General features: G+C 70.1%; 22 protein-coding genes and 1 pseudogene. 4 read left to right on the top strand and 19 right to left on the bottom strand.

Features of this window, described 5'->3' with window-relative positions:
- Positions 1–3 precede the first annotated feature (3 nt).
- A complete protein-coding gene (locus K338_RS0117115; RefSeq protein ID WP_040654288.1) occupies positions 4–1,632 on the bottom strand; it encodes an ABC transporter substrate-binding protein in 1,629 nt (542 codons plus the stop codon).
- Between the two features lie 249 nt (positions 1,633–1,881).
- On the opposite strand from K338_RS0117115, the gene trxA reads away from it, so the two are divergent.
- A complete protein-coding gene (gene trxA, locus K338_RS0117110) occupies positions 1,882–2,274 on the top strand; it encodes a thioredoxin (RefSeq protein ID WP_022919383.1) in 393 nt (130 codons plus the stop codon).
- A 109-nt stretch (positions 2,275–2,383) separates the two neighbouring features.
- On the opposite strand, the gene lplAB is transcribed toward trxA, so the two are convergent.
- The 3 genes from lplAB to cimA form a co-directional block, all read right to left on the bottom strand.
- Positions 2,384–3,433, bottom strand: a complete 1,050-nt coding sequence (gene lplAB / locus K338_RS0117105; RefSeq protein ID WP_040654299.1) for a lipoate-protein ligase LplAB — start codon at positions 3,431–3,433, stop codon at positions 2,384–2,386.
- Positions 3,434–3,478: 45 nt separating this feature from the next.
- Positions 3,479–4,291, bottom strand: a complete 813-nt coding sequence (locus tag K338_RS0117100; protein ID WP_022919381.1) for a hypothetical protein — start codon at positions 4,289–4,291, stop codon at positions 3,479–3,481.
- A gap of 197 nt (positions 4,292–4,488) precedes the next feature.
- Positions 4,489–6,108: a citramalate synthase gene (gene cimA, locus K338_RS0117095; RefSeq protein WP_022919380.1), complete on the bottom strand. Its 1,620-nt coding sequence runs from the start codon at positions 6,106–6,108 to the stop codon at positions 4,489–4,491.
- A 496-nt stretch (positions 6,109–6,604) separates the two neighbouring features.
- Here cimA and K338_RS23575 point away from each other — a divergent pair, with 496 nt between their 5' ends.
- Positions 6,605–8,281, top strand: a complete 1,677-nt coding sequence (locus K338_RS23575; RefSeq protein ID WP_040654284.1) for a bifunctional 3'-5' exonuclease/DNA polymerase — start codon at positions 6,605–6,607, stop codon at positions 8,279–8,281.
- Positions 8,282–8,316: 35 nt separating this feature from the next.
- Here the strand turns inward: K338_RS23575 and K338_RS0117080 are convergent, their stop codons facing one another.
- From K338_RS0117080 to K338_RS25320, 13 genes and pseudogenes are all read right to left on the bottom strand, one after another.
- A complete protein-coding gene (locus K338_RS0117080; protein WP_022919377.1) occupies positions 8,317–9,426 on the bottom strand; it encodes a branched-chain amino acid aminotransferase in 1,110 nt (369 codons plus the stop codon).
- 101 nt (positions 9,427–9,527) lie between these two features.
- Positions 9,528–10,655 (bottom strand): branched-chain amino acid aminotransferase, encoded by a 1,128-nt coding sequence (locus K338_RS0117075; RefSeq protein WP_022919376.1) that lies wholly within the window; start codon positions 10,653–10,655, stop codon positions 9,528–9,530.
- 102 nt (positions 10,656–10,757) lie between these two features.
- Complete coding sequence (locus K338_RS0117070; protein ID WP_022919375.1) at positions 10,758–11,801, bottom strand: 3-isopropylmalate dehydrogenase; 1,044 nt, start codon at positions 11,799–11,801, stop codon at positions 10,758–10,760.
- A 131-nt stretch (positions 11,802–11,932) separates the two neighbouring features.
- Positions 11,933–12,334 (bottom strand): ASCH domain-containing protein, encoded by a 402-nt coding sequence (locus tag K338_RS23570; RefSeq protein ID WP_022919374.1) that lies wholly within the window; start codon positions 12,332–12,334, stop codon positions 11,933–11,935.
- Positions 12,331–12,918, bottom strand: coding sequence for a hypothetical protein (locus K338_RS0117060; RefSeq protein ID WP_022919373.1), 588 nt, complete (start codon positions 12,916–12,918; stop codon positions 12,331–12,333). The genes K338_RS23570 and K338_RS0117060 overlap by 4 nt, the downstream gene beginning before the upstream one ends.
- A gap of 205 nt (positions 12,919–13,123) precedes the next feature.
- The gene (gene ilvC / locus K338_RS0117055; RefSeq protein WP_022919372.1) at positions 13,124–14,152 is read right to left on the bottom strand and encodes a ketol-acid reductoisomerase; all 1,029 of its coding nucleotides are present in this window, start codon (positions 14,150–14,152) and stop codon (positions 13,124–13,126) included.
- A gap of 110 nt (positions 14,153–14,262) precedes the next feature.
- Positions 14,263–14,787, bottom strand: coding sequence for an acetolactate synthase small subunit (gene ilvN, locus K338_RS0117050; protein WP_022919371.1), 525 nt, complete (start codon positions 14,785–14,787; stop codon positions 14,263–14,265).
- 12 nt (positions 14,788–14,799) lie between these two features.
- Complete coding sequence (locus K338_RS0117045) at positions 14,800–16,638, bottom strand: acetolactate synthase large subunit (protein ID WP_022919370.1); 1,839 nt, start codon at positions 16,636–16,638, stop codon at positions 14,800–14,802.
- A 326-nt stretch (positions 16,639–16,964) separates the two neighbouring features.
- A complete protein-coding gene (locus K338_RS0117040) occupies positions 16,965–17,621 on the bottom strand; it encodes a VOC family protein (protein WP_022919369.1) in 657 nt (218 codons plus the stop codon).
- Positions 17,622–17,673: 52 nt separating this feature from the next.
- Positions 17,674–18,123, bottom strand: a complete 450-nt coding sequence (locus K338_RS24765; protein ID WP_022919368.1) for an SRPBCC domain-containing protein — start codon at positions 18,121–18,123, stop codon at positions 17,674–17,676.
- A 44-nt stretch (positions 18,124–18,167) separates the two neighbouring features.
- Positions 18,168–19,874: a dihydroxy-acid dehydratase gene (gene ilvD, locus K338_RS0117030; protein WP_022919367.1), complete on the bottom strand. Its 1,707-nt coding sequence runs from the start codon at positions 19,872–19,874 to the stop codon at positions 18,168–18,170.
- Between the two features lie 35 nt (positions 19,875–19,909).
- A complete protein-coding gene (locus K338_RS0117025; RefSeq protein WP_022919366.1) occupies positions 19,910–20,521 on the bottom strand; it encodes a maleylpyruvate isomerase N-terminal domain-containing protein in 612 nt (203 codons plus the stop codon).
- Positions 20,522–20,569: 48 nt separating this feature from the next.
- Positions 20,570–20,900, bottom strand: a pseudogene (locus K338_RS25320) (dihydroxy-acid dehydratase); the annotation flags it as partial.
- A 343-nt stretch (positions 20,901–21,243) separates the two neighbouring features.
- Between K338_RS25320 and K338_RS23560 the strand changes: the two are divergent.
- Positions 21,244–21,762 carry a hypothetical protein gene (locus tag K338_RS23560; protein WP_022919364.1) on the top strand — a complete coding sequence of 173 codons (519 nt, stop codon included), beginning with the start codon at positions 21,244–21,246 and terminating at the stop codon, positions 21,760–21,762.
- A gap of 10 nt (positions 21,763–21,772) precedes the next feature.
- A complete protein-coding gene (locus K338_RS0117010) occupies positions 21,773–22,396 on the top strand; it encodes an alpha/beta hydrolase family protein (RefSeq protein ID WP_022919363.1) in 624 nt (207 codons plus the stop codon).
- A gap of 203 nt (positions 22,397–22,599) precedes the next feature.
- Here the strand turns inward: K338_RS0117010 and K338_RS0117000 are convergent, their stop codons facing one another.
- Positions 22,600–23,415, bottom strand: coding sequence for a bifunctional allantoicase/(S)-ureidoglycine aminohydrolase (locus K338_RS0117000; protein WP_022919362.1), 816 nt, complete (start codon positions 23,413–23,415; stop codon positions 22,600–22,602).
- Positions 23,412–24,755, bottom strand: a complete 1,344-nt coding sequence (allB, locus tag K338_RS0116995) for an allantoinase AllB (protein WP_022919361.1) — start codon at positions 24,753–24,755, stop codon at positions 23,412–23,414. Before allB ends, K338_RS0117000 begins: the two co-directional genes overlap by 4 nt.
- Positions 24,756–24,759: the final 4 nt, after the last annotated feature.

Raw genomic sequence — 24,759 nt, 5'->3', positions numbered from 1 at the left:
GCCTCAGCCGAGCCAGGCGTCGACGAACAGCGGCTTGCCCTCCAGGTCGGTGTGCACACCAGAGAGCCCGGCGGCGGCACCGGCGAACTGCACCCGGTCGTAGATCGGCACGGTGTAGCCGCGCTCCAGCAGCAGGTGCTGCACCTGCTCGGAGATGTCCAGCCGCTCCTGGGGGTCGATGGTGCGCTGCAGCTCGTCCAGCAGGCCGTCCACGTCGGCGTCCGCGTGGCCGAACAGGAAGGACTGGTTCTCGTAGAAGGAGGAGTACACGGTGCGCAGCACGTCCGGGTCGGCTCGGGTCTGGCTCCAGGTGGTCACATCGGCCGGCGAGTCGTGGATGGTGTACTCCGAGGACTCCGCGTCGGTGACCGGGGTGAGCACGAACTCGATACCGGCCTGCGCCCACTGCTGCTGCAGCAGCTGGAGCATCAGCTCGGTGTCGCCGCCGCCGGGCACGTACCGGATCTCCAGGCTGAGCCGGTCACCGTCGGCGTTGGTCCGGATCCCGTCCGTGCCGACCTCGTCCCAGCCGGAGGACTCCAGCAGCGCGATCGCGCCGTCCAGGTTGTAGGCCAGCTCCTCGGACAGGTCCACGTAGCCGGGGTTCGTGGTAGACAGCACGCCGGTGGCCGGCCTCGCGCGGCCCTCGAACACGGTGTCCACGATGGCCTGCCGGTCGGTGGCCAGGCTCAGCGCCCGGCGCACGTTCGCGTCCTGGACGATCTCCTGGTGCAGCAGCGGCACCACCGGGATCGCGATCGCCGGCATCTGCGTGGTGACCACCTGGGCGCCACCGGCCTCCAGGGTCGGCACCGTCGACGCCGCGAGCACGTACCCGTAGTCGACCTGCCCGGAGGCGACTGCACCGGCGAGCGTGGTCGCCTCCGGGATGAAGGACACGTGGATCTCGTCCACATGGGCTCGGCCGTCGTTCTCGTACAGCGGCGATCCCCATGCGTAGTCCTCCCGTGCGGTGAGCGTGATGCCCTCGTTCGGGTCGTAGGAGGTGAGCACGAACGGGCCGGAGCCGATCACGTCACCTGCAGCGACCTGCTCCGGGTCGAGCTCCAGGGTGGCTGGTGCCAGGATCGACAGCGACTGCACGGCAGTGGCCTGCAGGAACTGGGCGTTCGGCTCGGTGAAGCGGACCGTGACCGTGCGCTCGTCGACCACCTCGGAACCGTCGTAGTTGCGCAGCAGGCCGGCGCCGATGTAGGCCAGCGGCCCCAGGTCCACGATCCGGTCGAAGTTCGCCGCGACCGCTGCTGCGTCCAGCGCCGTGCCGTCGGAGAAGGTGACGTCATCGCGCAGGTGGAAGGTGAACGCGGTGGAGTCCTCGTTCACCTCCCAGGACTCGGCCAACCACGGCAGGATCTCACCGGTCTCCGGGTCCTGGTCGGTGAGCGTGTCGGCGATCTGCCGGGAGATGGTGCGGGCGGTCAGCTGCGGACGTTGGTGCGGGTCGTAGTTCTCGATGTCCTCGCTGAAGCCGACCTCCAAGGTGCCGCCCTGGACCGGGCTGTCGCTGCCGGTCTCCTCCGAGGCGGCGGGTCCCGAGCAGGCGGCGAGCATCGTCCCGGCGGCCAGGGCCGCTCCCACCAGTGCTGTTCTGCGCGTAGGGCGCAACGACATACCCGTACTCCTCTCCAGGGTGCGGGCCGTGCCGCCCGCAGGACACCGGACCCGCTCTCCCCGATCCGGTGAGACCTGACGCTAGGAGGGCAGGAGCGATCGGTACCGGCACCCCCTCCTGGTGACCACATGGTGAGACACCGGTTGGCGACGCGTCGGCAGGCCGCAGCGGTGACCCCGCTCACCGGTTGGAATACCTCGACAGGTGCGACGTTGTCGCATGCAGCCCCAACTAGGAGGAGAACCATCGTGTCCACTGTCACCATCACTGCGGACAGCTTCCAGCAGACCATCACCGACAACGAGATCGTGCTCATCGACTTCTGGGCGGACTGGTGCGGTCCGTGCAAGCAGTTCGCGCCCATCTACGAGAAGGCCTCCGGGGAGCACACCGACATCACGTTCGGCAAGGTGGACACCGAAGCCGAGCAGCAGCTCGCTGCGATGGCCGGCATCCAGGCGATCCCCACGCTGATGGCGTTCCGCGACGGCATCCTGGTGTTCAACCAGGCCGGTGCGCTGCCCGGCTCTTCGCTGCAGCAGCTCATCGACGGCGTCAAGGGCCTGGACATGGACGAGGTCCGTGCCGAGATCGCCAAGCAGGAGGCCGAGCAGTCGGAGAACGGCGCGCCGGAGGCGTGAGCCGGGCCCGCCGGATGCGCGCATCGGAGGTCAGCGCGGCGGTCTGAGGCTGTCGGCGCTGACCTCCGGCGCCTCCGGGACCTCCGATGGCGCTACAGGCGGCGGGCGGTCAGGGCACCCGGGCCAGCCACGCCGGGTCGGAGAACTTGGTCCGTGCCAGCTCTTCGGCCCGTGCCAGCTCCTCCGGGCGCAGCTCGCCCTCGGTGGTGGCGTACCGGGACCGGAAGTGGTCCTTCATCGAGGAGATGATCGCCGCCCGGGACATCCCGGTCTGGCTGCGCATCGGGTCCACCCGCTTGTTCGCGCTGGTGGTGCCCTTGTCGGAGATCTTCTCCCGGCCGATGCGCAGCACCTGCATCATCTTGTCCGCGTCGATGTCGTAGGCCATGGTCGCGTGGTGCAGCACCGCACCCCCAGCAAGGCGCTTCTGCGCTGCGCCGCCGATCTTCCCGACCGGTGAGGAGATGTCGTTCAGCGGCACGTACCGGGCCTCGATGCCCAGCTCCTCCAGGGCACCGAGCACCCAGTCGTCCAGGAACGCGTACGACTGCTCGAAGCTCAGCCCCTCCACCAGGGAACCGGGCACGTAGAGCGAGTAGGTGATGGAGTTGCCGGGCTCCATGAACATCGCCCCACCGCCGGAGATGCGGCGCACCACCTGTACCCCGAGCTCGGCAGCCTGGTCGTAGTCGACCTCGTTGCTCAGCGACTGGAACGAGCCGATCACCACGCACGCGTCGTTCCATTCCCACAGCCGCAGCGTGGGGCCGCGCCGCCCGGCACCGACCTCCTCGAGCAGCACCTGGTCCAGGGCCAGGTTGACGATCGGCAGCAGCGGCTCCGGGTGCACGACCTCGAAGGTGTGGTCCGACCAGCTGGTCGCCCGGCCCAGCGCCCGGCGGACCGCGATCGCCACCGCAGCCGGGGTGAACCCGATCAGGCTGGCGCCCTCCACCGCAGTGGTCAGCACCTGGGTCATCTGCTTCACCGTCGCCGTGGCCGGCATGTCCACCAGGGCTGCATCCAGCCGCTCCAGCGCCTCGTCCGGCTCGAGGAAGAAGTCGCCGCTGATGTGCACCTGGCTCAACCGGCCGTCGGTGACCTCGACCTCGGCGGCGACCAGCTTGCCGCCCGTGACCTTGTACTCGCCTCTGCTCACCACCTCAGCCTAGTCACTGGCTGCTGGCGGTCGGGCCGTCGGCTCTCACTGCGGTTCGGTAACCTGTGCGGTCGCGTCGCCGCAGCTGACCTCCTGGGCGGAGACCACGGCCGGGTCGTCCGCTCCGGCGTCGGAGGCCACGGTCACGGTGTCCCCGTTGGCGGCGCTCGTGCCGTCGTCGCTCAGCGTGATCGCCGTGCGGGTGACGTCGAAGCTGTCTGCGCTCTCGGTCTCGGCGAGCAGGCCCACGAGCTGCAGCCCGTCACCCAGGTCCACGCAGCTCACACCGGTGCCGTAGCCGGTGAACCCCAGGTCGAACGTGTACTGGTCGCCCGCCGGATTCATCGTCGGCACCAGCGCACAGCCAACCACCGCGTACAGCGACACGGACCGCCCGGTGTTCAGCAGCACGATCGCCGAGCCGTCTCCGAGTCGCTGACCGAGCGCTGTGGCCGCCTGCGGGGCGCCCGCCGAGAACCCGACCGAGAACACGGCCCCGGAAGCAGTGCGCACACCGACCTCGCGGTCGGTGCCTGCGCTGAGCCACAGCTCGTCGGGTTGTCCGTCGCCGTCCAGGTCGGCGCTCTGGCCGGTGGCGGCGCCGTGGGGGACCTGGTCATCGGTGGCCGGGCAGCCGTCGCGGGTGGCACTCGACTGCCCGGTGGTCGCCTCGCCGGAGCCGGTCCCGGACCCCTCGGTCGGGCTGCTGCTGGTGCCCTCGTCACCCCCGGTGCCCTCGGTGGGCGCTGCTCCGGTGCCGGTCGGGCTGGTGGTCGGGTCCTCTCCCCCGCCACACGCCGCCAGGCTGATCGTGGCGACCAGGGCCAGGGCGGTGCTGATGGTGCGGGTTCGGGTCATGATGACCTCTCTTCGGCAGTGCGCGCTCCCGCTGCTCTCCTACGCTGTGTGTCGTTGTGCTCCCCGACCTCCTGGTCTAGCACGCGCACCCGTAGCGTGCACCCTCGGCGGCCGAGCCGGCCCCGGGCACGGTGAGCCCCGCCGTCGAGACGGACCTACGCACGGTGCGCTGCGCCGTCGGTGATCGGTCGGGCCCGCTAGAGCGGCTCGACCTCGCCGAGCAGCAGCCCGTAGACCATCCCGTCCACGAGCGCCTCCCAGGAGGCCTCGAGCAGGTTGCCGCCCACCCCCACGGTGCTCCAGGACCGTTGCCCGTCGGTGTGCTCGATCAGCACGCGGGTGATCGCGTCGGTGCCGTGCGCGCTGTCCAGCAGGCGCACCTTGTAGTCGATCAGCTCGAAGTCCTCGATCTGCGGGTAGGCGGTGCCCAGCGCGAGCCGCAGCGCATGGTCCAAGGCGTTCACCGGGCCGTTGCCCTCCCCGGTGCTCACCACGCGGGTGTCGCCGGCGTACAGCTTGACCGTGGCCTCGGAGCTGACATCGGCATCGGTGCCGTTCGGTGTACCGCCGTGCTCCACGATCGCCCGCCAGGACTCCACCCGGAAGTAGCTCGGCCGCCTGCCGGTGACCTCCTCACGCAGCAGCAGGTCGAACGAGGCGTCGGCGGCGTCGAAGGTGTATCCGTTCGCCTCGGCGTCCTTCACCCGGGTGGTGATCCGCCCGAGCAGGTCCGGCTGGCCGGCGAGGTCGAAGCCCAGCTCGCGACCCTTGAGCTCGATGCTCGCGCGGCCGGCCATGTCGGAGACGAGCATCCGCATGTCGTTGCCGACCTGGCGCGGGTCGATGTGCTGGTACAGGTCCGGGTCGATCCGGATGGCGCTGGCGTGCAACCCCGCCTTGTGCGCGAACGCGCTGGCGCCGATGTAGGGCTGGCGGGCGAACGGGGCGATGTTGGTGATCTCGCTGACCGCGTGGGCGATCCGGGTGACCTCCTCCAGCCCGGCGCCGGAGAGGGTGCGCAGGCCGAGCTTGAGCTCGAGGTTGGCGACCACAGCGAGCAGGTCGGCGTTCCCGGTGCGCTCGCCGTAGCCGTTCACGCAGCCCTGCACCTGCCGCGCACCGGCGGCCACCGCAGCCATCGAGTTCGCCACAGCACAGCCGGAGTCGTTGTGGGCGTGGATGCCGAGCGTGCCGTCGGTGCGGGCCGCCACGGCGGTCACGATCTCGTGCACCCAGTCCGGCAGCATCCCACCGTTGGTGTCGCAGAGGGCGACGACGTCGGCACCCGCCTCGAGCGCAGTGGTCACCGCCCGGAGGGCGTAGGTGGGGTCATAACGATAGCCGTCGAAGAAGTGCTCAGCGTCGAGGACCACGCGCCGCCCCTGGTCGCGCAGGTAGGAGACAGTGTCGGCGATCATCGCCAGGTTCTCCTCCGCCGTGGTGCGCAACGCACGCTCCACGTGCCGGATGTCGCTCTTGGCCACCAGGGTGATGATCGGTGCCTCGGAGTCCACCAGGGCGCGCACCTGCGTGTCCTGGTGAGCCCTCGTGCCCGGTTTGCGGGTGGAACCGAACGCCGCGAGCTCGGCGTTGTGCAGCGTGAGCTCCTTCGCAGCCTTGGCGAAGAACTCGGTGTCCTTCGGGATCGCACCGGGCCAACCGCCCTCGATCGAGGTGACGCCGAGCTCGTCCAGGAGCGGGGCGATGGCCAGCTTGTCTGCCACGGAGAGGTTCATCCCCTCCTGCTGGGCGCCGTCGCGCAGCGTGGTGTCGTAGACCTCCACGCTGGTGGTCTGGGACAGGGGTGCGGTACTCATGTGATGACTTCCTGCGTTCAGCGGTGGTGACGGGCACGGGCGGGTTCGCCGATGCGGCGTCGTTCTCGGCCATCCGGTCGCCGCAGCAGGTGGCCGTGGCAACAAAAAGACCCCCCGAGGTGCGGGAGGTCTGCGCGTTCACCGAGGTCGGTGAACGCGCTAGCCGATAATCAGGGCGCTGGTGTGCGTCATGAGGATATTGTGGCACACCTGTGGGGCCGGCGAGACGACGGACCTGCCGAGCATGGTGGGCGCGGTCACAGGCGATCCCGGCCGAGCACCCCTGTCCACCCGAGCGGAACGCGGCCAGCACGCCCCACCAGAGCCAGGTACGGACAGCAGGCCCACCGAGCAGCGCGAGCCGGGGCAGACCCGGCCGGCGCTCCTGGATACGCCCAACCTCACTGGGGCCCCCACCCTTCTGATGACGCCGAACCTGCTGATCCGCTCGCGCGACGTCCGCCATCAGCCCCACCTCACCCTCTAGGTTCAGAGCGTGGAGACAGTGGTGGCTGTGCAGGGCGGTCGGGTGGAGGTGCTCGACCTCACCGACGATCGGCGCGTGCGCTCCCGGTCGCAGGTCGCACTGGCAGGGCTGGCGCGGCTGGTGGCCCAGCGAGAGGCAGCGGATGCTCCGCGATGGGTGTGGACGGACACCAACCAGGTGGCGCCACCGCTGCTCGCCGCCGGGGTGCGGGTCGGCCGGTGCGTGGATCTCCGGCTGTGCCGGGCGATCCTCCAGCACGCTTTCCCCGACCGGACGTGGCCGGAGCCGCACTGGCCGACCGTGGCGATCGGCCAGCAGCCCGAGCCGACGCTGCTCGATGGGCTCGTGGACGAGGATGCAGCAGTGGGCGGATCTGGCGAGCAGGTGCTCGCCGAGCTGGTCCGCCAGCAGGAGGTTCTCGCCTCTGCGCCATCTCCGGGCCGGTTGCGGCTGCTGCTCGCCGCAGAGTCCGCGGGGGCGCTGATCGCAGCGGAGATCTATCACGACGGCTTGCCGTGGGACCGGCGGGTCCATGACCAGATCCTCACCGCTGAGCTCGGCCAGCGACCCGCACCGGGGGCGCGACCGCAGCGCTTGGCTGCCCTGGTCGAGGTGATCCGTGGGCTGCTCCAGGCACCGGCACTGAACCCCGACTCACCGGTGGAGCTGCTGCGGGCGCTGCGCCGCGCCGGACTGGACGTGACCACGACGTCGAGATGGGCGCTGCGGGAGGTCGATCACCCCGTGGTCGAGCCGCTGCTGGAGTACAAGCGGATGGCGCGGCTGCTGGCAGCGAACGGCTGGGCGTGGATGGATGCCTGGATCGTGCCGGCAGCTGAACCCGGGCGCAAGGACAGGTTCCACCCCGAGTACGTGCCGGGCGGGGTGATCACCGGCCGGTGGGCGACCAGTGGCGGCGGTGCCCTCCAGCTGCCCAAGCAGATCCGCGCTGCGGTGCAGGCAGACCCCGGCTGGCGGTTGGTGGTGGCCGACGCCGCGCAGATCGAGCCTCGGGCACTGGCGGCGATGTCCGGTGATCGTGGCCTGGCCGCGGCCGGCCGCGGTTCGGACCTGTACCAAGGGCTGGTGGCGGCTGGGGTCGCCGGTACCCGCAAGGAGGCCAAGGTGGCGATGCTCGGGGCGCTGTACGGGGCGACCACCGGTGCTGCTGGGCTGCTGATGCCGCGGTTGCTGCGCACCTACCCACGGGCGACCGCGGTGGTGGAGCGGGCTGCACGCACCGGTGAGGGCGGCGGTGTGGTGCACACCTGGCTAGGCCGCACCTCCACCCCGCCGCCGGACTCCTGGCGCGAGTCGCAGGCGGCGGCCAGCCAGCCCGGTGCCTCGGCGGCTGTGCAGGCCCGGGCGCGGCAGAGCGCCCGTAACTGGGGCCGGTTCACCCGCAACTTCGTGGTGCAGGGCACGGCTGCCGAGCTGGCGTTGTGCTGGTTGGCCGAGCTTCGCCGTCGGCTGGCGCTGCTCGCCGACCTGCAGCAGCGCCCGCACCTGGTGTACTTCCTGCACGACGAGGTGATCGTGCACAGCCCGGAGGAGCTGGCCGAGCAGGTGGCAGGCGACGTCTCCGCCAGCCTGACCGAGGCTGCGCGGTTGCTGTTCGGGGCCACTGAGGTGGAGTTCCCGGTGCACACCGCGATCGTGTCCAGCTATGCCGACGCCGAGCACTGACGACCCGCGGCGCGCTGACCGCCCGGTGCTCCCGCTCAGACCAAGCGGCGCATCCAACCGTAGTCGTCGGCCCGGCGGCCGAACTGCAGGTCGGTGAGGTGGGTGTACAGGTCCTCGGTGACCGGACCAGCGGAGCCATCACCGACGGTCAGGTCGAAGTCGGTGCCCTTCAGGGTGCCGATCGGGGTGACCACCGCAGCAGTGCCGCAGGCGAACACCTCGGTGATGGTGCCATCGGCCACGCCCTCCTTCACCTCGGCCAGGGTGATCGGCCGCTCGTGCACCTCCCGTCCATCGTCTGCGACCAGCTGCAGGATGGAACGACGGGTCACCCCTTCCAGGATCGTTCCGGAGAGCTCCGGGGTGTGCACTGCACCGTCCCGGGTGATGACGAACATGTTCATCCCCCCGAGCTCTTCGATGTACGTCTCGGTGGCAGCATCGAGGAAGCAGACCTGCGCGCAACCGTTGTCGGCGGCCTGCTGCTGCGGCAGCAGGCTCGCTGCATAGTTGCCACCGCACTTGGCTGCGCCGGTACCGCCGGGGCCGGCCCGGTGGAAGCCCTCGGCCACCCAGATGGAGACCGGCGAGAACCCGGAGGTGAAGTACGGCCCGGACGGGGAGGCGATGAGCAGGTACTCCACCTGCCGCGAGGGGCGCACCCCGAGGAACGCCTCGGAGGCGAACATGAACGGGCGCAGGTACAACGTCGACCCGGGGCTGCTGGGCACCCACTCCACGTCGGTGTGGGCGAGCGCATCGATCGAGGCGAGGAAGTCGGCCTCGGGCAGCTCCGGCAGCGCCAGCCGACGCGCAGAGGCCGCGAACCGGGCCGCGTTCAGCTCCGGCCGGAACGCCCACACCGACCCGTCCTCGTGCCGGTAGGCCTTCAAGCCTTCAAAGATCTCCTGCGCGTAGTGCAGCACCGCCGCAGCTGGGTCCAGGGACAGCGGGCCGTAGGCCTCCACCCGCCGGTCGCTCCACCCGCGCTCGGCGGTCCAGGTCGCGCGCGCCATGTGGTCGGTGAACACAGTGCCGAACGCGAGATCGGTCAACGCCTGACGCCGTTGCGCCAGGGACCGCGGGTGCGCGGAGGGACGGATCTCGAACGTCTGCGTCGCTGGGCTGGATAGGTCGCTGCTCATGTCGGTGTCCTCTTGCTGTGCCGGTCTCATCTGACGGTACCTCTCCCGACCGTCGGTGCGCTGGCTGTCGGTGGCTGTGCTCCGGGCCGGGGGCCGCCTCCTCAGACGAGCCGATACATCCAACCACGAGTGTCTGGCCGGGTGCCGCGCTGGATGCCGGTGAGCTCCTCGTGCAGCACCTGGGCGACCGGTCCCGGTCGGCCCGCGCCGACGGTCAGGTCGAACCCGGAGCCGGCGAGCCGTCCGATCGGCGTGATCACCGCTGCGGTACCGCAGGCGAAGATCTCGGCGACCTGCCCGCTACGCAGCCCGTCCAGCACCTCCGCGAGCGGCAGGGGTCGTTCGGTCACCGGGCGTCCCTGCTCGCGGCACAGGTCGAGCACCGAGCGCCGGGTGACCCCGTCCAGGATGGTGCCGGACAGCCCGGGGGTGTGCACGGTGCCGTCGCAGGTGACCACGAGCAGGTTCATGCTGCCGATCTCCTCCAGCAGCGTGTTCGTGGCGGCGTCCAGGAAGCAGACCTGGGCGCAACCGTTCGCGGCAGCCTGCTGCTGCGGCAGCAGGCTCGCCGCATAGTTGCCACCGCACTTGGCGCCGCCGGTGCCACCCGGGCCGGCCCTGTGCTGTCCGTCAGCTACCCAGATGGACACCGGTTCGAACCCGGAAGGAAAGTACGCCCCCGCCGGGGAGGCGATCACCAGGTAGTCCACCACCCGGGCGGAGCGCACGCCGAGGAACGCCTCGGCAGCAAACATGAACGGGCGCAGGTACAGGCTGGTACCGGGTGCACCGGGCACCCAGGCGGCATCGGCGGCCACCAGTGCCTGGATCGAGGCGAGGAAGTCCGCCTCGGGCAGCTCCGGCAGCGCCAGCCGACGCGCAGAGGCCGCGAACCGGGCCGCGTTCAGCTCCGGCCGGAACGCCCACACCGACCCGTCCTCGCGGGCGTAGGCCTTCAGCCCCTCGAAGATCTCCTGGCCGTAGTGCAGCACTGCGGCGGCAGGGTCCAGGGCCAACGGTGCATACGCCTCGACGCGCCGCTCGTCCCAGCCGGTGCCCGCCCGCCACCTGGCGCGCGCCATGTGATCGGTGAATACCGTGCCGAAGACAGGCGCCGTCAGTGCGCGGTTGCGCTCGGCGGGTGAGCACGGACCAGGGTGCGGTCGGCGGTGATAGTGGGGGGCGCCGTCACCGGCGGTGCCGGACAGCGCAGGTGCGGTACTGGACATGGCCCTTCCACCTGGATCGAGAGCTGGTGGCCCCGGGCGGGTGCACGGGTCAGGTGGGACTGAGCGCTGGGCCGGCGACCGTTCGGGCTCGCAGGCGCAGGCTCAGCGGCGTACTCGTGCCGCGAGGGCGTCACCGATCTGGCTGGTGCTGCGCGTGCTGCCGTCCCGTTCGGCGATGTCTGCCGCGACGGCGTCCTCGATCGCGCGGGCCTGCTCGGGAAGCTCGAGGTGGTCCAGGAGCAGCGCGACGGACAGGACGGCGGCGGTCGGGTCGGCCTTCTGCTGACCAGCGATGTCCGGGGCGGAGCCGTGCACAGGCTCGAACATCGACGGGAAGGTGCGGTCCGGGTTCACGTTCCCGGAGGCGGCGAGCCCGATACCGCCGGTGATGGCTGCGGCCAGGTCGGTAAGGATGTCGCCGAACAGGTTGTCGGTGACGATCACGTCGAACCGGGTGGGGTCGGTGGCCAGGAAGATGGTCGCCGCGTCGACGTGCAGGTAGTCCACCGCGATCTCCGGGTACTCGGCGGAGACCGCGTCCACCGTGCGCCGCCACAGGTGTCCGGCATGCACCAGCACATTGTGCTTGTGCACCAGGGTGAGCTTCTTCCGCGGGCGGGCCTGGGCACGGGCGAACGCATCCCGGACCACCCGCTCCACACCGAACGCGGTGTTCACGCTGACCTCGGTGGCGATCTCCTGCGGGGTACCCACGCGCAGCGCGCCCCCGTTGCCCACGTACGGCCCCTCGGTGCCCTCCCGAACGACGACGAAGTCCACCACTCCCGGGTCGGCCAGCGGCGAGGGCACGCCCGGGTAGAGCCGCGAGGGGCGCAGGTTCACGTAGTGTTCCAGGGCGAAGCGCAGCCTGAGCAGCAGGCCACGCTCGAGCACACCGGAGGGCACGCTGGGGTCGCCCACCGCACCGAGCAGGATGGCATCGTGGGTGCTGATCGCCGCCAGGTCCTCCTCGGTGAGGGTCTCACCGGTGGCATGCCAGCGGCCGGCGCCCAGGTCGAAGTCGGTGCGCTCGATGGTGGTGCCGGTGCCGGCCAGTGCGGCGTCGAGGACCTTGAGCCCTTCGGCAGTGACTTCTGGGCCGATTCCGTCGCCGCCGATCACGGCGAGCCTGATGCTGCGTGCCATGTTTCGCATGCTAACCCTGCGTATCAAGGGTCGGACAGTCTGTGTCACATCGTGGGCACCCGGTCCGGGGCGTCACGAAGGTCCGGGCACCTGTGCCCGCTGTTGCCTGACCGTGCGGGCGGGAGCGCGGTTCAGCGCGCCAGTACCGGCTCCCGCACCCGCTGGGCCCGCCGCGGGTACAGCACCTGGAAGGTCTCGGTGACCACCAGCCCGCCCTCCCGCTCCACCTGCTCCACCACTACGGTGCGGATCAACGCCCGAGGGTGAGCGCCGCCGTCGAGAACGATCGCCAGGTCACCGACCTTGGGCAGATCCTCCTCGTCTGCGAACTCCCCTCGTGGGGTGCTCAGCTCGGTGCACGAACCATCCAGCACCCTCTCGGCCATCCGGTCCGCCTCACCGGAGTCGGTGGAGAACGCGAACGCCGGCGGCGGCAGGGTGCCGCTGCGCAGCTGTCCCATCACCGGTTCCAGGTCCGCCACCCGGCCCTTGACCCGCGCCACCTGCCAGAAGACGTCGATCTCCTCGCTCACACCACTCCTCCGATCCGTAGGCCCGCCAGCACCAAGAGTGCCACCCAGCTAGCCACAGTGGCCCAGAGCAGGATCGTGAACCGCAGCGCGGTGGTGGCCGGCATCGGCGGGATGAACCAGCGGGCGGCGTGCAGATCCTCGATCTGGGTGGTCACATAGTCCGGGATGCGCACCAGGCGCCACAACGTCCGCAACCGGTAGACCACCCGCAGCCCACCGCCCTCGAACACTGCGAGCATCCGGGTGAACACCTCGCTGCCGGAGTCGAACATCTCGAACACCGCCACCAGCTGGTCGGCGAGCAGGTCCGGGTCACGGATCGCATCGTGGTAACGCTTCAGCCGAATCCACCAGAGCGCGACCGTGAGCCATCCGACCAGGCAGGCGGCCAGCAGCCCGATGCGCCACCAGCCCTGCGCCGTGGCTGCCAGGATGGTCGCGGCTAGCAGCGCCGGGATCGCCGGCAGACCCACCAGCGCTGCCGGGATGCGCAGCACCTTGACGGCGAGCACCAGCTTGGCCACGTGCGCGTCGACCGTGCTGCGCACCCGGGCATGCAGCGCAGACGCTGGCTCCTCAGACATGCGCTGATCATCGCCGCAAACAGCGACGGAGCCAAGTTCCGGCGTCTCAGGCAGCTCTCGCCTACCTCGGACGCCGGAACCTGGCTCCGTGCGGGGTGTGGTCGCGGGTACCTGCGTCAGCGTCCGGCGCTTCCCCAGTACTCAGCTGCTCGGGAAACCCCTCCCGCTGCCTCCGGCAACCGCTCCTCCGTCGCGGGTACCTGCGTCAGCGTCCGGCGCTTCCCTCGGTGTAGTCGGCGTCGGCGGGCTTCACCCACGCGAACATCTTGCGCAGCTCCTTGCCGGTCGCCTCGATCGGGTGCTGCTCACCCTTGGCACGCAGCTCCTTGAACTCCGGTGCACCGGCGTCCTGGTCGGCGATGAACCGCTCGGCGAACGCCCCGGACTGGATGTCGGCGAGCACTGCCTTCATGTTCTCCTTCACGTTCGGGTCGATCACCCGCGGGCCGGAGACGTAGTCGCCGTACTCGGCGGTGTCCGAGATGGACCAGCGCTGCTTGGCGATACCGCCCTCGATCATCAGGTCCACGATCAGCTTCAGCTCGTGCAGCACCTCGAAGTAGGCGACCTCCGGCTGGTAGCCGGCCTCGGTGAGCACCTCGAAGCCGTACTGCACCAGCTGGGAGGTCCCGCCGCAGAGCACCGACTGCTCACCGAACAGGTCGGTCTCGGTCTCCTCGGTGAAGGTGGTCTTGATCCCACCAGCACGCAGACCACCGATGCCCCGGGCGTAGGACAGCGCGAGCGGCCAGGCGTTGCCGGAGGCGTCCTGCTCCACCGCCACGATCACCGGCACACCGCGCCCGTCCACGAACTCCCGGCGGACCAGGTGGCCCGGGCCCTTCGGGGCGACCATGATCACGTCCACGGTCTCCTTCGGCTTGATGTAGCCGAACCGGATGTTGAACCCGTGCGCGAACACCAGCGTGTCACCGTCGTCCAGGTTCGGTGCAACCTCCTCGGCGTACAGCCCCCGCTGGGCCTGGTCCGGAGCGAGGATCACCACGACGTCGGCCTCCTTGACCGCGTCCGCCACGCCGAGCACGCGCAGCCCCTCGTTCTCCGCCTTCTCCCGCGAGGAGGAGCCCTCACGCAGACCGATGCGGACGTCCACACCCGAGTCGCGCAGGTTCAGCGCGTGCGCGTGGCCCTGGCTGCCGTAGCCGATGACGGCGACCTTCTTCGCGGCGATCAGGGACAGGTCGGCGTCGTCGTCGTAGAACAGCTCAGCCACAGTGTTTCTCCTTCAATTCTGACTACTTCTTCAGGGGACCCACCCGATGCCGTCGCGACGGGCGGGGTCGATCATCCGGGCGGCGGTCTCACCACAGCCCGGCAGTGCGGTCAGGCAGAACGGTGGATGCGCTCCAGCGCCCGGTCGGTCATGGACTTCGGGCCTCGGCCGATGGCCACGGCACCGGACTGCACGATCTCACGGATCCCGTACGGCTCCAGCGAGGCAAGCAGCGCACGGAGCTTGTCCTCACCACCGGTGGCCTCGATGGTCACAGCCTCCGGGGTCACGTCAACCACGTGCGCCCGGAACAGCTCGACCACCTGGAGCACAGCAGTGCGGGCGTCGTCGTCCGCCTTGACCTTCACCAGGAGCAGCTCACGCTGCACTGAGGAGGTCGGGGCCAGCTCGACGATCTTGATCACGTTCACCAGCTTGTTCAGCTGCTTGGTGACCTGTTCCAGCGGGTTGGACTCCACGTCCACCACCACGGTGATCCGGGAGATCTCCGGGTACTCCGTGGGCCCCACCGCCAGGGAATGGATGTTGAACGCGCGGCGGGCGAACAGCGCAGAGACACGGGTGAGCACACCGGGCTTGTTCTCCACCAGCACAGAGAGTGTGTGTCGGGTCATTGTCTCGGTCCCTTACTCGTCGCGCTCGAACGCCGGGCTGATGCCGTGGGCGTACTGGATGTCGTCGTTGCTCACACCGGCGGCAACCATCGGCCAGACCATCGCATCGGCGCTGACCACGAAGTCGACCACCACCGGCCGGTCATCGATCTCCTCGGCCTTGCGAATGGTGGCGTCCACGTCGGCGACCTTGTCGCAGCGCAGCCCCACGCAGCCGTATGCCTCGGCCAGCTTCACGAAGTCCGGGATTTGGGCGCTCTGGTGACCGGTGTTCAGGTCCGTGTTGGAGTAGCGCTGGTCGTAGAACAGCGTCTGCCACTGGCGCACCATGCCCAGGGAGGAGTTGTTGATGATCGCGACCTTGATCGGGATCCCCTCCAGGGCGCAGGTGGCCAGCTCCTGGTTGGTCATCTGGAAACAGCCGTCGCCGTCGATCGCCCACACCGTGGCGTCCGGACGGCCCACCTGGGCGCCCATCGCCGCAGGCACCGAGTAGCCCATCGTGCCCAGCCCGCCGGAGTTCAGCCAGGTGCGCGGATGCTGGTAGCGGATGAACTGGGCCGCCCACATCTGGTGCTGACCCACACCGGCCACGTAGATCGAGTCCGGGCCGGAGATCTCACCGAGCCGGGAGATCACGTGCTGCGGTGCCAGCAGGCCGTCCTCGGTGGGTGTCCAGCCCAGCGGGTACGTGTCCCGGAGCCGGTCCAAAGTGGCCCACCAACCCTCGACGTCCGGCCTGCCGTGCTGGGCCTGCTCACGCTCCAGCTCTGCGGCCAGGTCCACCAGCACGTCCTTGAGGTCACCGACGATCGGCACGTCGGCGACCCGGTTCTTAGAGATCTCCGCCGGGTCGATGTCCGCGTGCACCACTGTGGCACCCGGAGCAAAGGAGTCCAGCCGGCCGGTGACCCGGTCGTCGAACCGGGCCCCGAGGGCCACCACCAGGTCCGCCTTCTGCAGCGCCGCCACCGCTGCCACGGTGCCGTGCATCCCGGGCATACCCAGGTGCTGCGGATGGGTGTCGGGCAGCACACCGCGGGCCATCAGCGTGGTCACCACCGGGGCGCCGGAGAGGTTCGTCAGCGCCTCCAGCTCTGCCGCGGCGTTCGCGCGGATCGCCCCGCCGCCGACGTACAGCACCGGCCGGCGGGAGGTGGCCAGCAGCCGGGCCGCCTCCTTGATCTGCTTCAGGTGCGGCTTCGCGGTGGGCCGGTACCCGGGGATGTCCAGGTGCGTCGGCGGCCACACGTGGGTGGTCTGGGCCTGCATGGCGCTCTTCGCGATGTCCACCAGCACGGGCCCAGGTCGTCCGGTGCTGGCGATGTGGAACGCCTCAGCGATCCGGGCCGGGATCTCCGCCGGGTCGGTGATCAGGAAGGAGTGCTTGGTGATCGGCATCGTGATGCCGACGATGTCTGCCTCCTGGAACCCATCGGTACCGATGAGCGACTCAGCCACCTGGCCCGTGATCGCCACCATCGGCACGGAGTCCATGTGCGCATCGGCCAGCGGAGTGACCAGGTTCGTGGCCCCGGGACCGGACGTCGCCATGCACACGCCCACTTTGCCGGTCGCGGAGGCATAACCTTGCGCGGCATGTCCGGCACCTTGCTCGTGCCGGACCAGGATGTGCCGCATCGAGGAGTCGAACAGGGGGTCGTAGACCGGGAGGATCGCCCCGCCGGGGATGCCGAATACCGTGTCGACGCCGACCGCCTCGAGCGAGCGGACGACCGACTCGGCTCCGGTCATCGGCTCGCCGGTCACGGGTGCGCCGCGCTCGGCCGCGGCCAGGGCTGGCTTCGGCGGACGCGGACGCGGCGGCGTGGGATGTGGCGCGTCGGCCATCTCTCCTCCTGCGTTCGACTTGATGGTGCGGACCTGCAGTGAACAAACAAAAACCCCTCGGCCCGGGTCCGGGTGGTCGAGGGGTGCGCGCTCAGCTGGGATCGTCGAGTCAGACGGTCGCGCGAGCGCGCCCGGTAAGTACTACGACGATCGACAGCGTGGCCATGTCCTGCATGCTAGACCCGGCAACGGGTCCACGTCACCTTCCGCCACGCCGCGTCTCACATACTGGTATTCATGCTCGCATGGTGGACGGACAGCCGGTGCGCCCTCGGGGTGAGCCCGGCCGGCGCCCGGCCGGTCCGCCTCGCACTGAGGTGACCGGCTCAGCTGGTCTCGCGGTCCAGGTTGGTGCAGATGCACGCTTCGTTGCCTTCGGCGTCGGCCAGTACCCAGAACGACGGCGCCGCCTCGTCGGAGAGGAGCCGTCCCCCGGCGTCGAGGGTCGTCTGGAGGCGGGTCTCCGCCTGGTCGTGCGGTACCCAGACGTCCAGGTGGATCCGGTTGCGCTGCGGGCGCGGTGCGTCCATCTGCTGGAACCAGATCGTCGGACCGCGGCCCATCGGGTCACTCAGCTCGGTCTCGTCCGCGTCGCTGGTGGCATAGCCGAGCACTGCCTGCCAGAACGGCCGGACGCTATCGGCGTCCATCACGTCGATGGCGATCTCGGAGGAGCCCACCTTCTGCGGTGCGGCGGGAACGCCGAGGTCGGCGGCCACCTGGCTGATCCGCCGGGCCAGGGTGATGTCCCGGTCAGTGAGGCCGCCGACGTCGTGGCTGGTGGTGGTGACCAGCACGTTCGGGTAGCGCAGCAGCACGTCCGGGTGGTGGTCCAGCTGCTCGGCCACAGTGGTGATCCGACCGACCAGGTCGGCACCGGCAGCGAAGGAGCCGGTCTCGAAGCAGGTCTGCAGCGTGCGGATCAGCACCCGCCAGTCGGACAGTCCCTCGTCGAGCACCTGCTGGGTGGTCATCGTAGTCATCGCGCTGCTCCTCCAGCTGTCATCGGGCTCGCAGCGCGAGGCTGCGAGGTACTCATTCCGGCGGGGTCTGTGGCGGTCGCAGGTCGAACTCGCTGGCCTCGGCGAACTCGTCCAGCTGCTCGGCCCAGTTCATGAACTGGTCCCGGTCCTGGGCGTTGTCCTCGGTCCAGCCGCCGTGCCGGAACACCAGATCGCAGCCACCCTCGGTGCGGTCGACGAACTCGGCCACCACCCGGCTGGGGGCTCCGGAGGTGTGCGCGTAGCTGAACGTGTGCTCCAGCCTGCGTCCCACCTGGTAGTCGAGCACCTCGCCCCAGTCCTCCTCGCGGCCGTCGTCGTACCGGGCCAGCACCCGGCCACCGACCCGTGGTTGGACCACGAACCGGTCGAAGTGCTCCCGGTCGGTCGACCAGATCGTCGGCCACCAGCTGCCTGCCACGTACACGGAGAACGCGTGCGCGGCGTCGGCCGAGAGCGGCACTGTCACCTCGATGTCCTCCATCTGGCCATCGTGCGCCGGTCTCGGCTGCGCAGCAACCGGGGCGGTCAGGCCAGCACGGCTCCCTTGGAGGCGGACTGCACCAGGCGCGAGTACTTCGCAAGCACACCGCGCCTGAAGCTGTGCGGCAGTGGCGCCCACCCCTCCTTGCGGGCCTCCAGCTCGGCCGGCTCGACGAGCACATCGAGGGTCTTGTTCGCCACGTCCAACCGGATCGGGTCGCCATCGCGCACGAACGCGATCGGCCCGCCGTCCACCGCTTCTGGGGCCACGTGCCCCACACACAATCCAGTGGTGCCGCCGGAGAACCGGCCGTCGGTGAGCAGCAGCACCGTCTTGCCCAGCCCAGCGCCCTTGATCGCACCGGTGATGGCGAGCATCTCCCGCATCCCGGGCCCACCCTTGGGGCCTTCGTAGCGGATCACCACCACGTCGCCGTCGGTGATGGTGCCGTCCTCGAGCGCATCCATCGCGGCCCGCTCCCGGTCGAACACCCGGGCCGTTCCCTCGAAGACCGACTCGTCGAACCCGGCGGACTTCACGACTGCGCCCTCGGGTGCGAGGCTGCCACCGAGGATGGTGATCCCTCCGGTGGGGTGGATCGGGTCGTTCATCGCGCGCAGGATCTTTCCGTCCGGGTCCGGTGGTGCGATGTGCGCCAGGTTCTCCGCGACGGTCTTGCCGGTGACGGTCAGGCAGTCTCCGTGCAGTAGCCCGGCGTCCAGCAGCGCCTTCATGATCACCGGCACCCCGCCGATCCGGTCGACGTCGTTCATCACGTACCGGCCGAACGGCTTCAGGTCGCCCAGGTGCGGCACCCGGGAGGCGACCCGGTCGAAATCGGCCATGGTCAGCTCCACCTCGGCCTCGTTGGCGATCGCGAGCAGATGCAGCACCGCATTCGTCGAGCCGCCGAAGGCCATCACCACGGCGATCGCGTTCTCGAACGCCTCCTTGGTCATGATGTCCCGGGCGGTGATCCCCAACCGGAGCATGTTCACCACTGCTTCCCCGGACAGGTGCGCAAAGTTGTCCCGGCGGCGATCCGCCGACGGCGGGGCGGCCGACCCGGGCAGGGACATGCCCATCGCCTCGGCCACCGAGGCCATCGTGTTCGCGGTGTACATCCCGCCGCAGGCGCCCTCGCCCGGGCAGATGGCCCGTTCGATCTGGTCCACGTCGGCCTTGCTCATCAGCCCGCGGGCGCATGCACCGACCGCTTCGAACGCGTCGATGATGGTGACATCCTTCTCGGTGCCATCCTCGAGCTTGACCCAGCCGGGCATGATCGACCCGGCGTAGAGGAACACGCTGGCCAGGTCCAGCCGGGCGGCGGCCATCAGCATCCCGGGTAGGGACTTGTCACAGCCGGCGAGCAGCACAGAGCCGTCCAGCCGTTCGGCCATCATCACGGTCTCCACGCTGTCGGCGATCACCTCGCGGGAGACCAGGGAGAAGTGCATCCCCTCATGGCCCATGGAGATGCCGTCGGAGACGGAGATCGTGCCGAACTCCAGCGGGTACCCACCGCCGGCGTGCACCCCCTCCTTCGACGCCTGCGCCAACCGGTCCAGAGACAAGTTGCACGGGGTGATCTCGTTCCAGGAGGAGGCGATGCCGATCTGCGGTTTGACCCAGTCCTCGTCACCCATCCCGACGGCGCGCAGCATACCGCGCGAGGCCGTCGCCTCGATCCCGTCGGTGACCACTCGTGAGCGAGGCTTGATGTCCGGTGCGGCGTCGGCAGTCGTCATGCCCTCAACTATAGGAGCCCCCACCCGGTGTCGAGTCAGAGAACGGTGAAGCCCTCGGTGTGCCGGCGGCCGGTGGCTGCCAGCAGCAGCTCTCCGGCACGGCCATCGGTGATGGCCAGGTCGGTCACGAGCGCCAGCGCTTGTTCCGCCGCGGCCTCCGGCACCTCGATCGGTTCACCCAGAGCCGCGGCGAGGTCAGCGGTGTGCACCGCCAGCTCGAACGTGCGGGTGGGCAGGTAGTCCGCCAGGCGCATCCCGCCGGCCACGGTCGTCACCAGTGCTGTCCCGTCCTGCTCGTCCAGGAGCGGCGCCACCCGCGCGGCGATCGCCGCCACCGCCGCGACCGCATCCGCGCCGAGGGCCGCACCAGCCTCCCGGCCACGCTCGGCCACGTCGGGTCCAGTCGCGATCGAGCGCGTGGCCCGGTAGTACTCGGCAGCTGACCGGATCTGCACCGACTCTGCCGGCCGATGCAGGTAGCTCTCCACGGTGAGCAGCGCGCGGCTGGTGTGCCCCACGAGCGCACGCACGTCCCACTCCCCCAGGCCCGGCCGTTCCCACCGGCCCTCGACCCGGGCCGTGACCGCGACGAACCACCGCGCCGCGTCGCCGAACGCGCGCCGGGACTCTCGCCAACCGGTGCTCATGGACGCTGACGGTAGCAACGCCCGGCGAGCTACGCCGTCGAACGCTGCTCAGACCTGGCGGATCAACGACAGGTCCCGTACCGCACCCCGGTCCACGGAGGTGGCCATCGCCGCCTAGGCCTGCAGCGCACGGGAGACGTGCCGCTCTCGGCTCACCGGCTGCCACGGGTCCTCGGTCGGCGCCATCTTCGCCCGCCGCTCAGCCAGCGCCGCAGACCGGCACGTTCAGCCGGATCAGCCGGCTAGCCACGTCGATCTCGATCTCGTCACCGTCCTCGATCAGGCCGATGGAGCGCACCGCCACCACGTGCCCGGGCTGGACGTCCGTGGCCAGGATCTTGGCCACGGCCTCATCGTGAGACTCGCACACCAGCGCAGAGTTGGCGATCGCCACGATCGGTGTGCCGAAGTCGTCGGCCCCCATCCCGGTGGCACGCCACCGAACGCGGGCTCCGGTCACGTTGCGGCCGTGGGTGAAGGCAGGTGAGCGCAGCGGACGGCTCATCTGGGCGTTACTCCTTCTTCGCGCTCCAGGCTCCGGACGGGCCGGGGGCGCAGATTAGGACCGCGCGCCAGCTGGCTGCGGTGGGCCGCAGCGTGGTCGCGGACACAGAACGGGACCTTCGTCCCGGGCAGGTCGGGACCTTGGGCCCACGAACGACCGTTCCTGACCCGAGATGCTTGTGGTGTCAGAAAAAGAAGCACTCAACCTGGAGGGCATCATGGCCACCGCCGCTCGCAGTGACCGGTTCATCAAGGGCGTGGGAATCGCCTCGTTCGTCGTCGGCCTGGTGCTGCTGCTCGCGGGCATCGGCACCTGGACGATGGTCTCCAGCCAGCTGGCTGACGAACAGATCACCGTCGCCGAGGACGCCCGCTGGTTCGCCGGCGAGCAGGTCCGCGGCCCGCTCACCGCCTACTCGCAGGCGGACATCATCAACACCCACGCGCTGGAGGGCACTGACGGGCGCACGTACGCTGAGCTCGGCGATGCGATGTCCCAGGTGGATGAGGACTCGGAGGAGTACGCACAGCTGCAGGGTCAGCGCACCATGGTGATGAACGCTTCGTTCCTGCGGGCCTCGCTGTTCACCTCGGTGCTCGCTTTCGGGGTCTCGGCCATGGTGGTGGGGCTGGGTGTGATCCTGGCCCTGACCGGTCTGGCCATCCGCAGGCTCGCACTGGGCTCGTGGGCCGGCCGCGAGGACGAGGACCAGGCGCGGACAGCAGTGACCGCGTAGCCTGAGCCCCATGAGTGGGCCCGAGCCGCAGACCGTGCAGGTGAACACCCCGCACGGACCGGCTCGGGCCCACCTGCATGCTCCCAACCAGGCCCCTGCGGGGGCGCTGGTCCTCGGTCACGGCGCCGGGGGTGGCACCTCGGCGACAGACCTGGTGGCCGCCACCGGTGCCGCGCTGCGTGCCGGGTGGCTGGTAGCGCTGGTCGAGCAGCCCTACCGGGTGGCCGGGCGCCGTGCCCCGGCTCCGGCGCCGCAGCTCGACGCAGCGTGGCGGGCTGTGCTCGAGGAGCTGGTAGCCCGCCACCTCGCCGGTCTTCCGGTGGTCACCGGAGGTCGTTCCTCCGGGGCTCGGGTGGCCTGCCGTACCGCCGGTGACGGCGTTACCTCCGGGGTGCTGTGCCTCGCCTTCCCGCTGTTGCCGCCGGGCAAGGAGGAGAGCCGGTCGCGGCTGCCCGAACTGGCCGCGGTGGACGTGCCGGTGCTGGTGGTGCAGGGGTCCTCGGACCGGTTCGGCATCCCGCCGGCGGCACCCGGACGGGAGGTGGTCGTCCTGCCTGGGACGCACTCCTTGGACCGGGACCTGCCGGGGCTGGAGGCTGCGGTGCTGACGTGGCTGCGCCAGCGCGCCTCATGACTGGGGGTCGGTCCAGCCCTGCACCCGTTCCTCGCCGTCCCTGACCCAGTCCTCGCCCACCAGGAGGGCAGCGACCACCCTGCGCGGGCGATACCTGCTCCGCCCAGGCGATACCCAGGAGCACGACCTCACGTAGCAAGTATCGCCTGAATCGATTCAGCGCGGGAGGGGGTGCGGGAGGGGTGCGGGTGGGCGTGCGGGTGTCAGAGGGTGAGGTGCACGTGCCGGTTGACGTCCTTGTACAGCAGGTAGCTGAACTCCCCCGGACCGCCGGCGTAGCAGGCCTGCGGGCAGTAGGCGCGCAGCCACATGAAGTCGCCGGCCTCCACCTCCACCCAGTCGGTGTTCAGCAGGTAGACGGCCTTACCCTGCAGCACGAACAGGCCGTGCTCCATCACGTGCGTCTCCGGGAAGGTGATCGAGGCACCGGGCTGCAGGGTGACGATGTTCACGTGCATGTCGTGGCGCAGGTCGGCCGGGTCGACGAACCGCTGGGTGCTCCAGGCGCCGTCGGTGCCGACCATGCCCACACCGTCCACGTCCTGGGCGCGGGTGACGAAGGACTCGGGCACCCCCACGCCGTCGGCCTGCTGGTAGGCCTTGCGGATCCAGTGGAAGCTGGCCACCTCGCCGCTACGGTTGCGCAGCCTCCAGTCCGCACCAGGGGCCAGGTAGACGTACCCGCCGGAGGTCAGCGGCTGCTGTTGGCCGTCCAGGGTGAGCTCCAGCTCGCCGCCGACCACGAACAGCACGCCCTCGGCGCCGGCGTCCGGCTCCGGGGCGTCGCTGCCACCGCCGGGGGCGACCTCCACCAGGTACTGGGCGAAGGTCTCGGCGAACCCGCTCAGCGGCCGGGCGAGCACCCACAGCCGGGTGTCGGACCAGTGCGGCAGCAGGCTGGCGGTGATGTCGCTCATCGTGCGCGCCGGCAGCACCGCGTAGGCCTCGGTGAACACGGCACGGTCGGTGGTCAGCGCCGTCTGCGGCGGCAGCCCGCCCTGGGGGACGTGGTAGGTCATGCTTTTCCTCTCCAGATGAGCTCCCCGGCCGGGTGGTCGAAGTCGATGCCCTTGCCCGCCAGCAGGGTGCGGCGGACCACACCGGACAGGGACCGCTGGTCATAGGGGGTGATCGGGTTCTTGTGCTCGAGCGTCTCGGCGTGCACCACGAACGCGTCGTCCGGGGCGAAGATGGACAGGTCCGCGTCGTAGCCGACGGCGATCGTGCCCTTGGACCGCAGACCAGCCAGGGCGGCCGGCTTGCTGGCCATCCACTGCACCACCTGCTCCAGGGCGATGCCGCGAGCGCGGGCGGCGGTCCACATCACCGCCAGGCTCAGCTGCAGCGAGGCGATCCCGCCCCAGGCGGTGCCGAAGTCGCCGGTGTCCAGGTGCTTCAGCTCCAGGGTGGAGGGTGAGTGGTCGGTGACCACGCAGTCGATGATCCCCTCGGCCAGGCCCTGCCAGAGCAGGTCCCGGTTGCTCGCCTCCCGGATCGGTGGGCAACACTTGTAGGCGGTGTTCCCGGCCGGGATGTCCTCGGCGGCCAGGGTCAGGTAGTGCGGGCAGGTCTCCGCACTGATCTGCACCCCGTCCCGTTTCGCGCTGGCGATCATCGGCAGCGCGTCCGAGGAGGACAGGTGCAGGATGTGCACCTTCGCCCCGGTCCACCGGGCTCGGGCGATCACCTCGGCGATGGCGAGGTTCTCCGCACTGCGCGGCCGGGAGTGCAGGAACTTCTCGTACTGGTCGCCCTCCGGCTGGGTGGCTCGGTCGATGGTGCGGGAATCCTCGGCGTGCACGATCATCCGGGCGTCGAAACCGGCCAGCTCACGCAGGTCCTCCTCCAGCTGGTCCGGGTCCAGCGGCGGGAACTCGTCCACCCCGGAGTGCAGCAGGAAGCACTTGAACCCGAACACCCCGGCGTCGTGCAGACCGCGCAGGTCCTCCTTGTTGCCCGGGATGGCCCCGCCCCAGAAGCCGACGTTCACGTGCCGCTTGCCCTCGGTGGCGGCGACCTTCTCCTGCAGCGCCGCGACGGTGACCGTGGGCGGAATGGAGTTCAGCGGCATGTCGATGATGGTGGTCACCCCGCCGCGGGCCGCAGCCCGGGTCGCGGAGTCGAACCCCTCCCAGTCGGTGCGGCCGGGCTCGTTGACGTGCACGTGGGTGTCCACCAGGCCGGGCAGCAGCACCTCCTCGCCGGTCAGCTCGATGACCTCGTCGCCGACGAGGTTGTTGCCCAGCGGCTCCATCGCCTCGATCCGCCCGGCGGTGATGCCCACCTCACGGGGCTGGAACCCGGCCGTGGTGCACACCCGCTCGACCCGGATCACCAGGTCGTAGGTCGTCTCCGCCATCGTC

The sequence above is a fragment of the Ruania albidiflava DSM 18029 genome, from assembly GCF_000421225.1.
GTDB lineage: Bacteria > Actinomycetota > Actinomycetes > Actinomycetales > Beutenbergiaceae > Ruania > Ruania albidiflava.
Note: the sequence above shows the minus strand (reverse complement) of the source record. Positions and strands in the feature narration are given on the sequence as shown.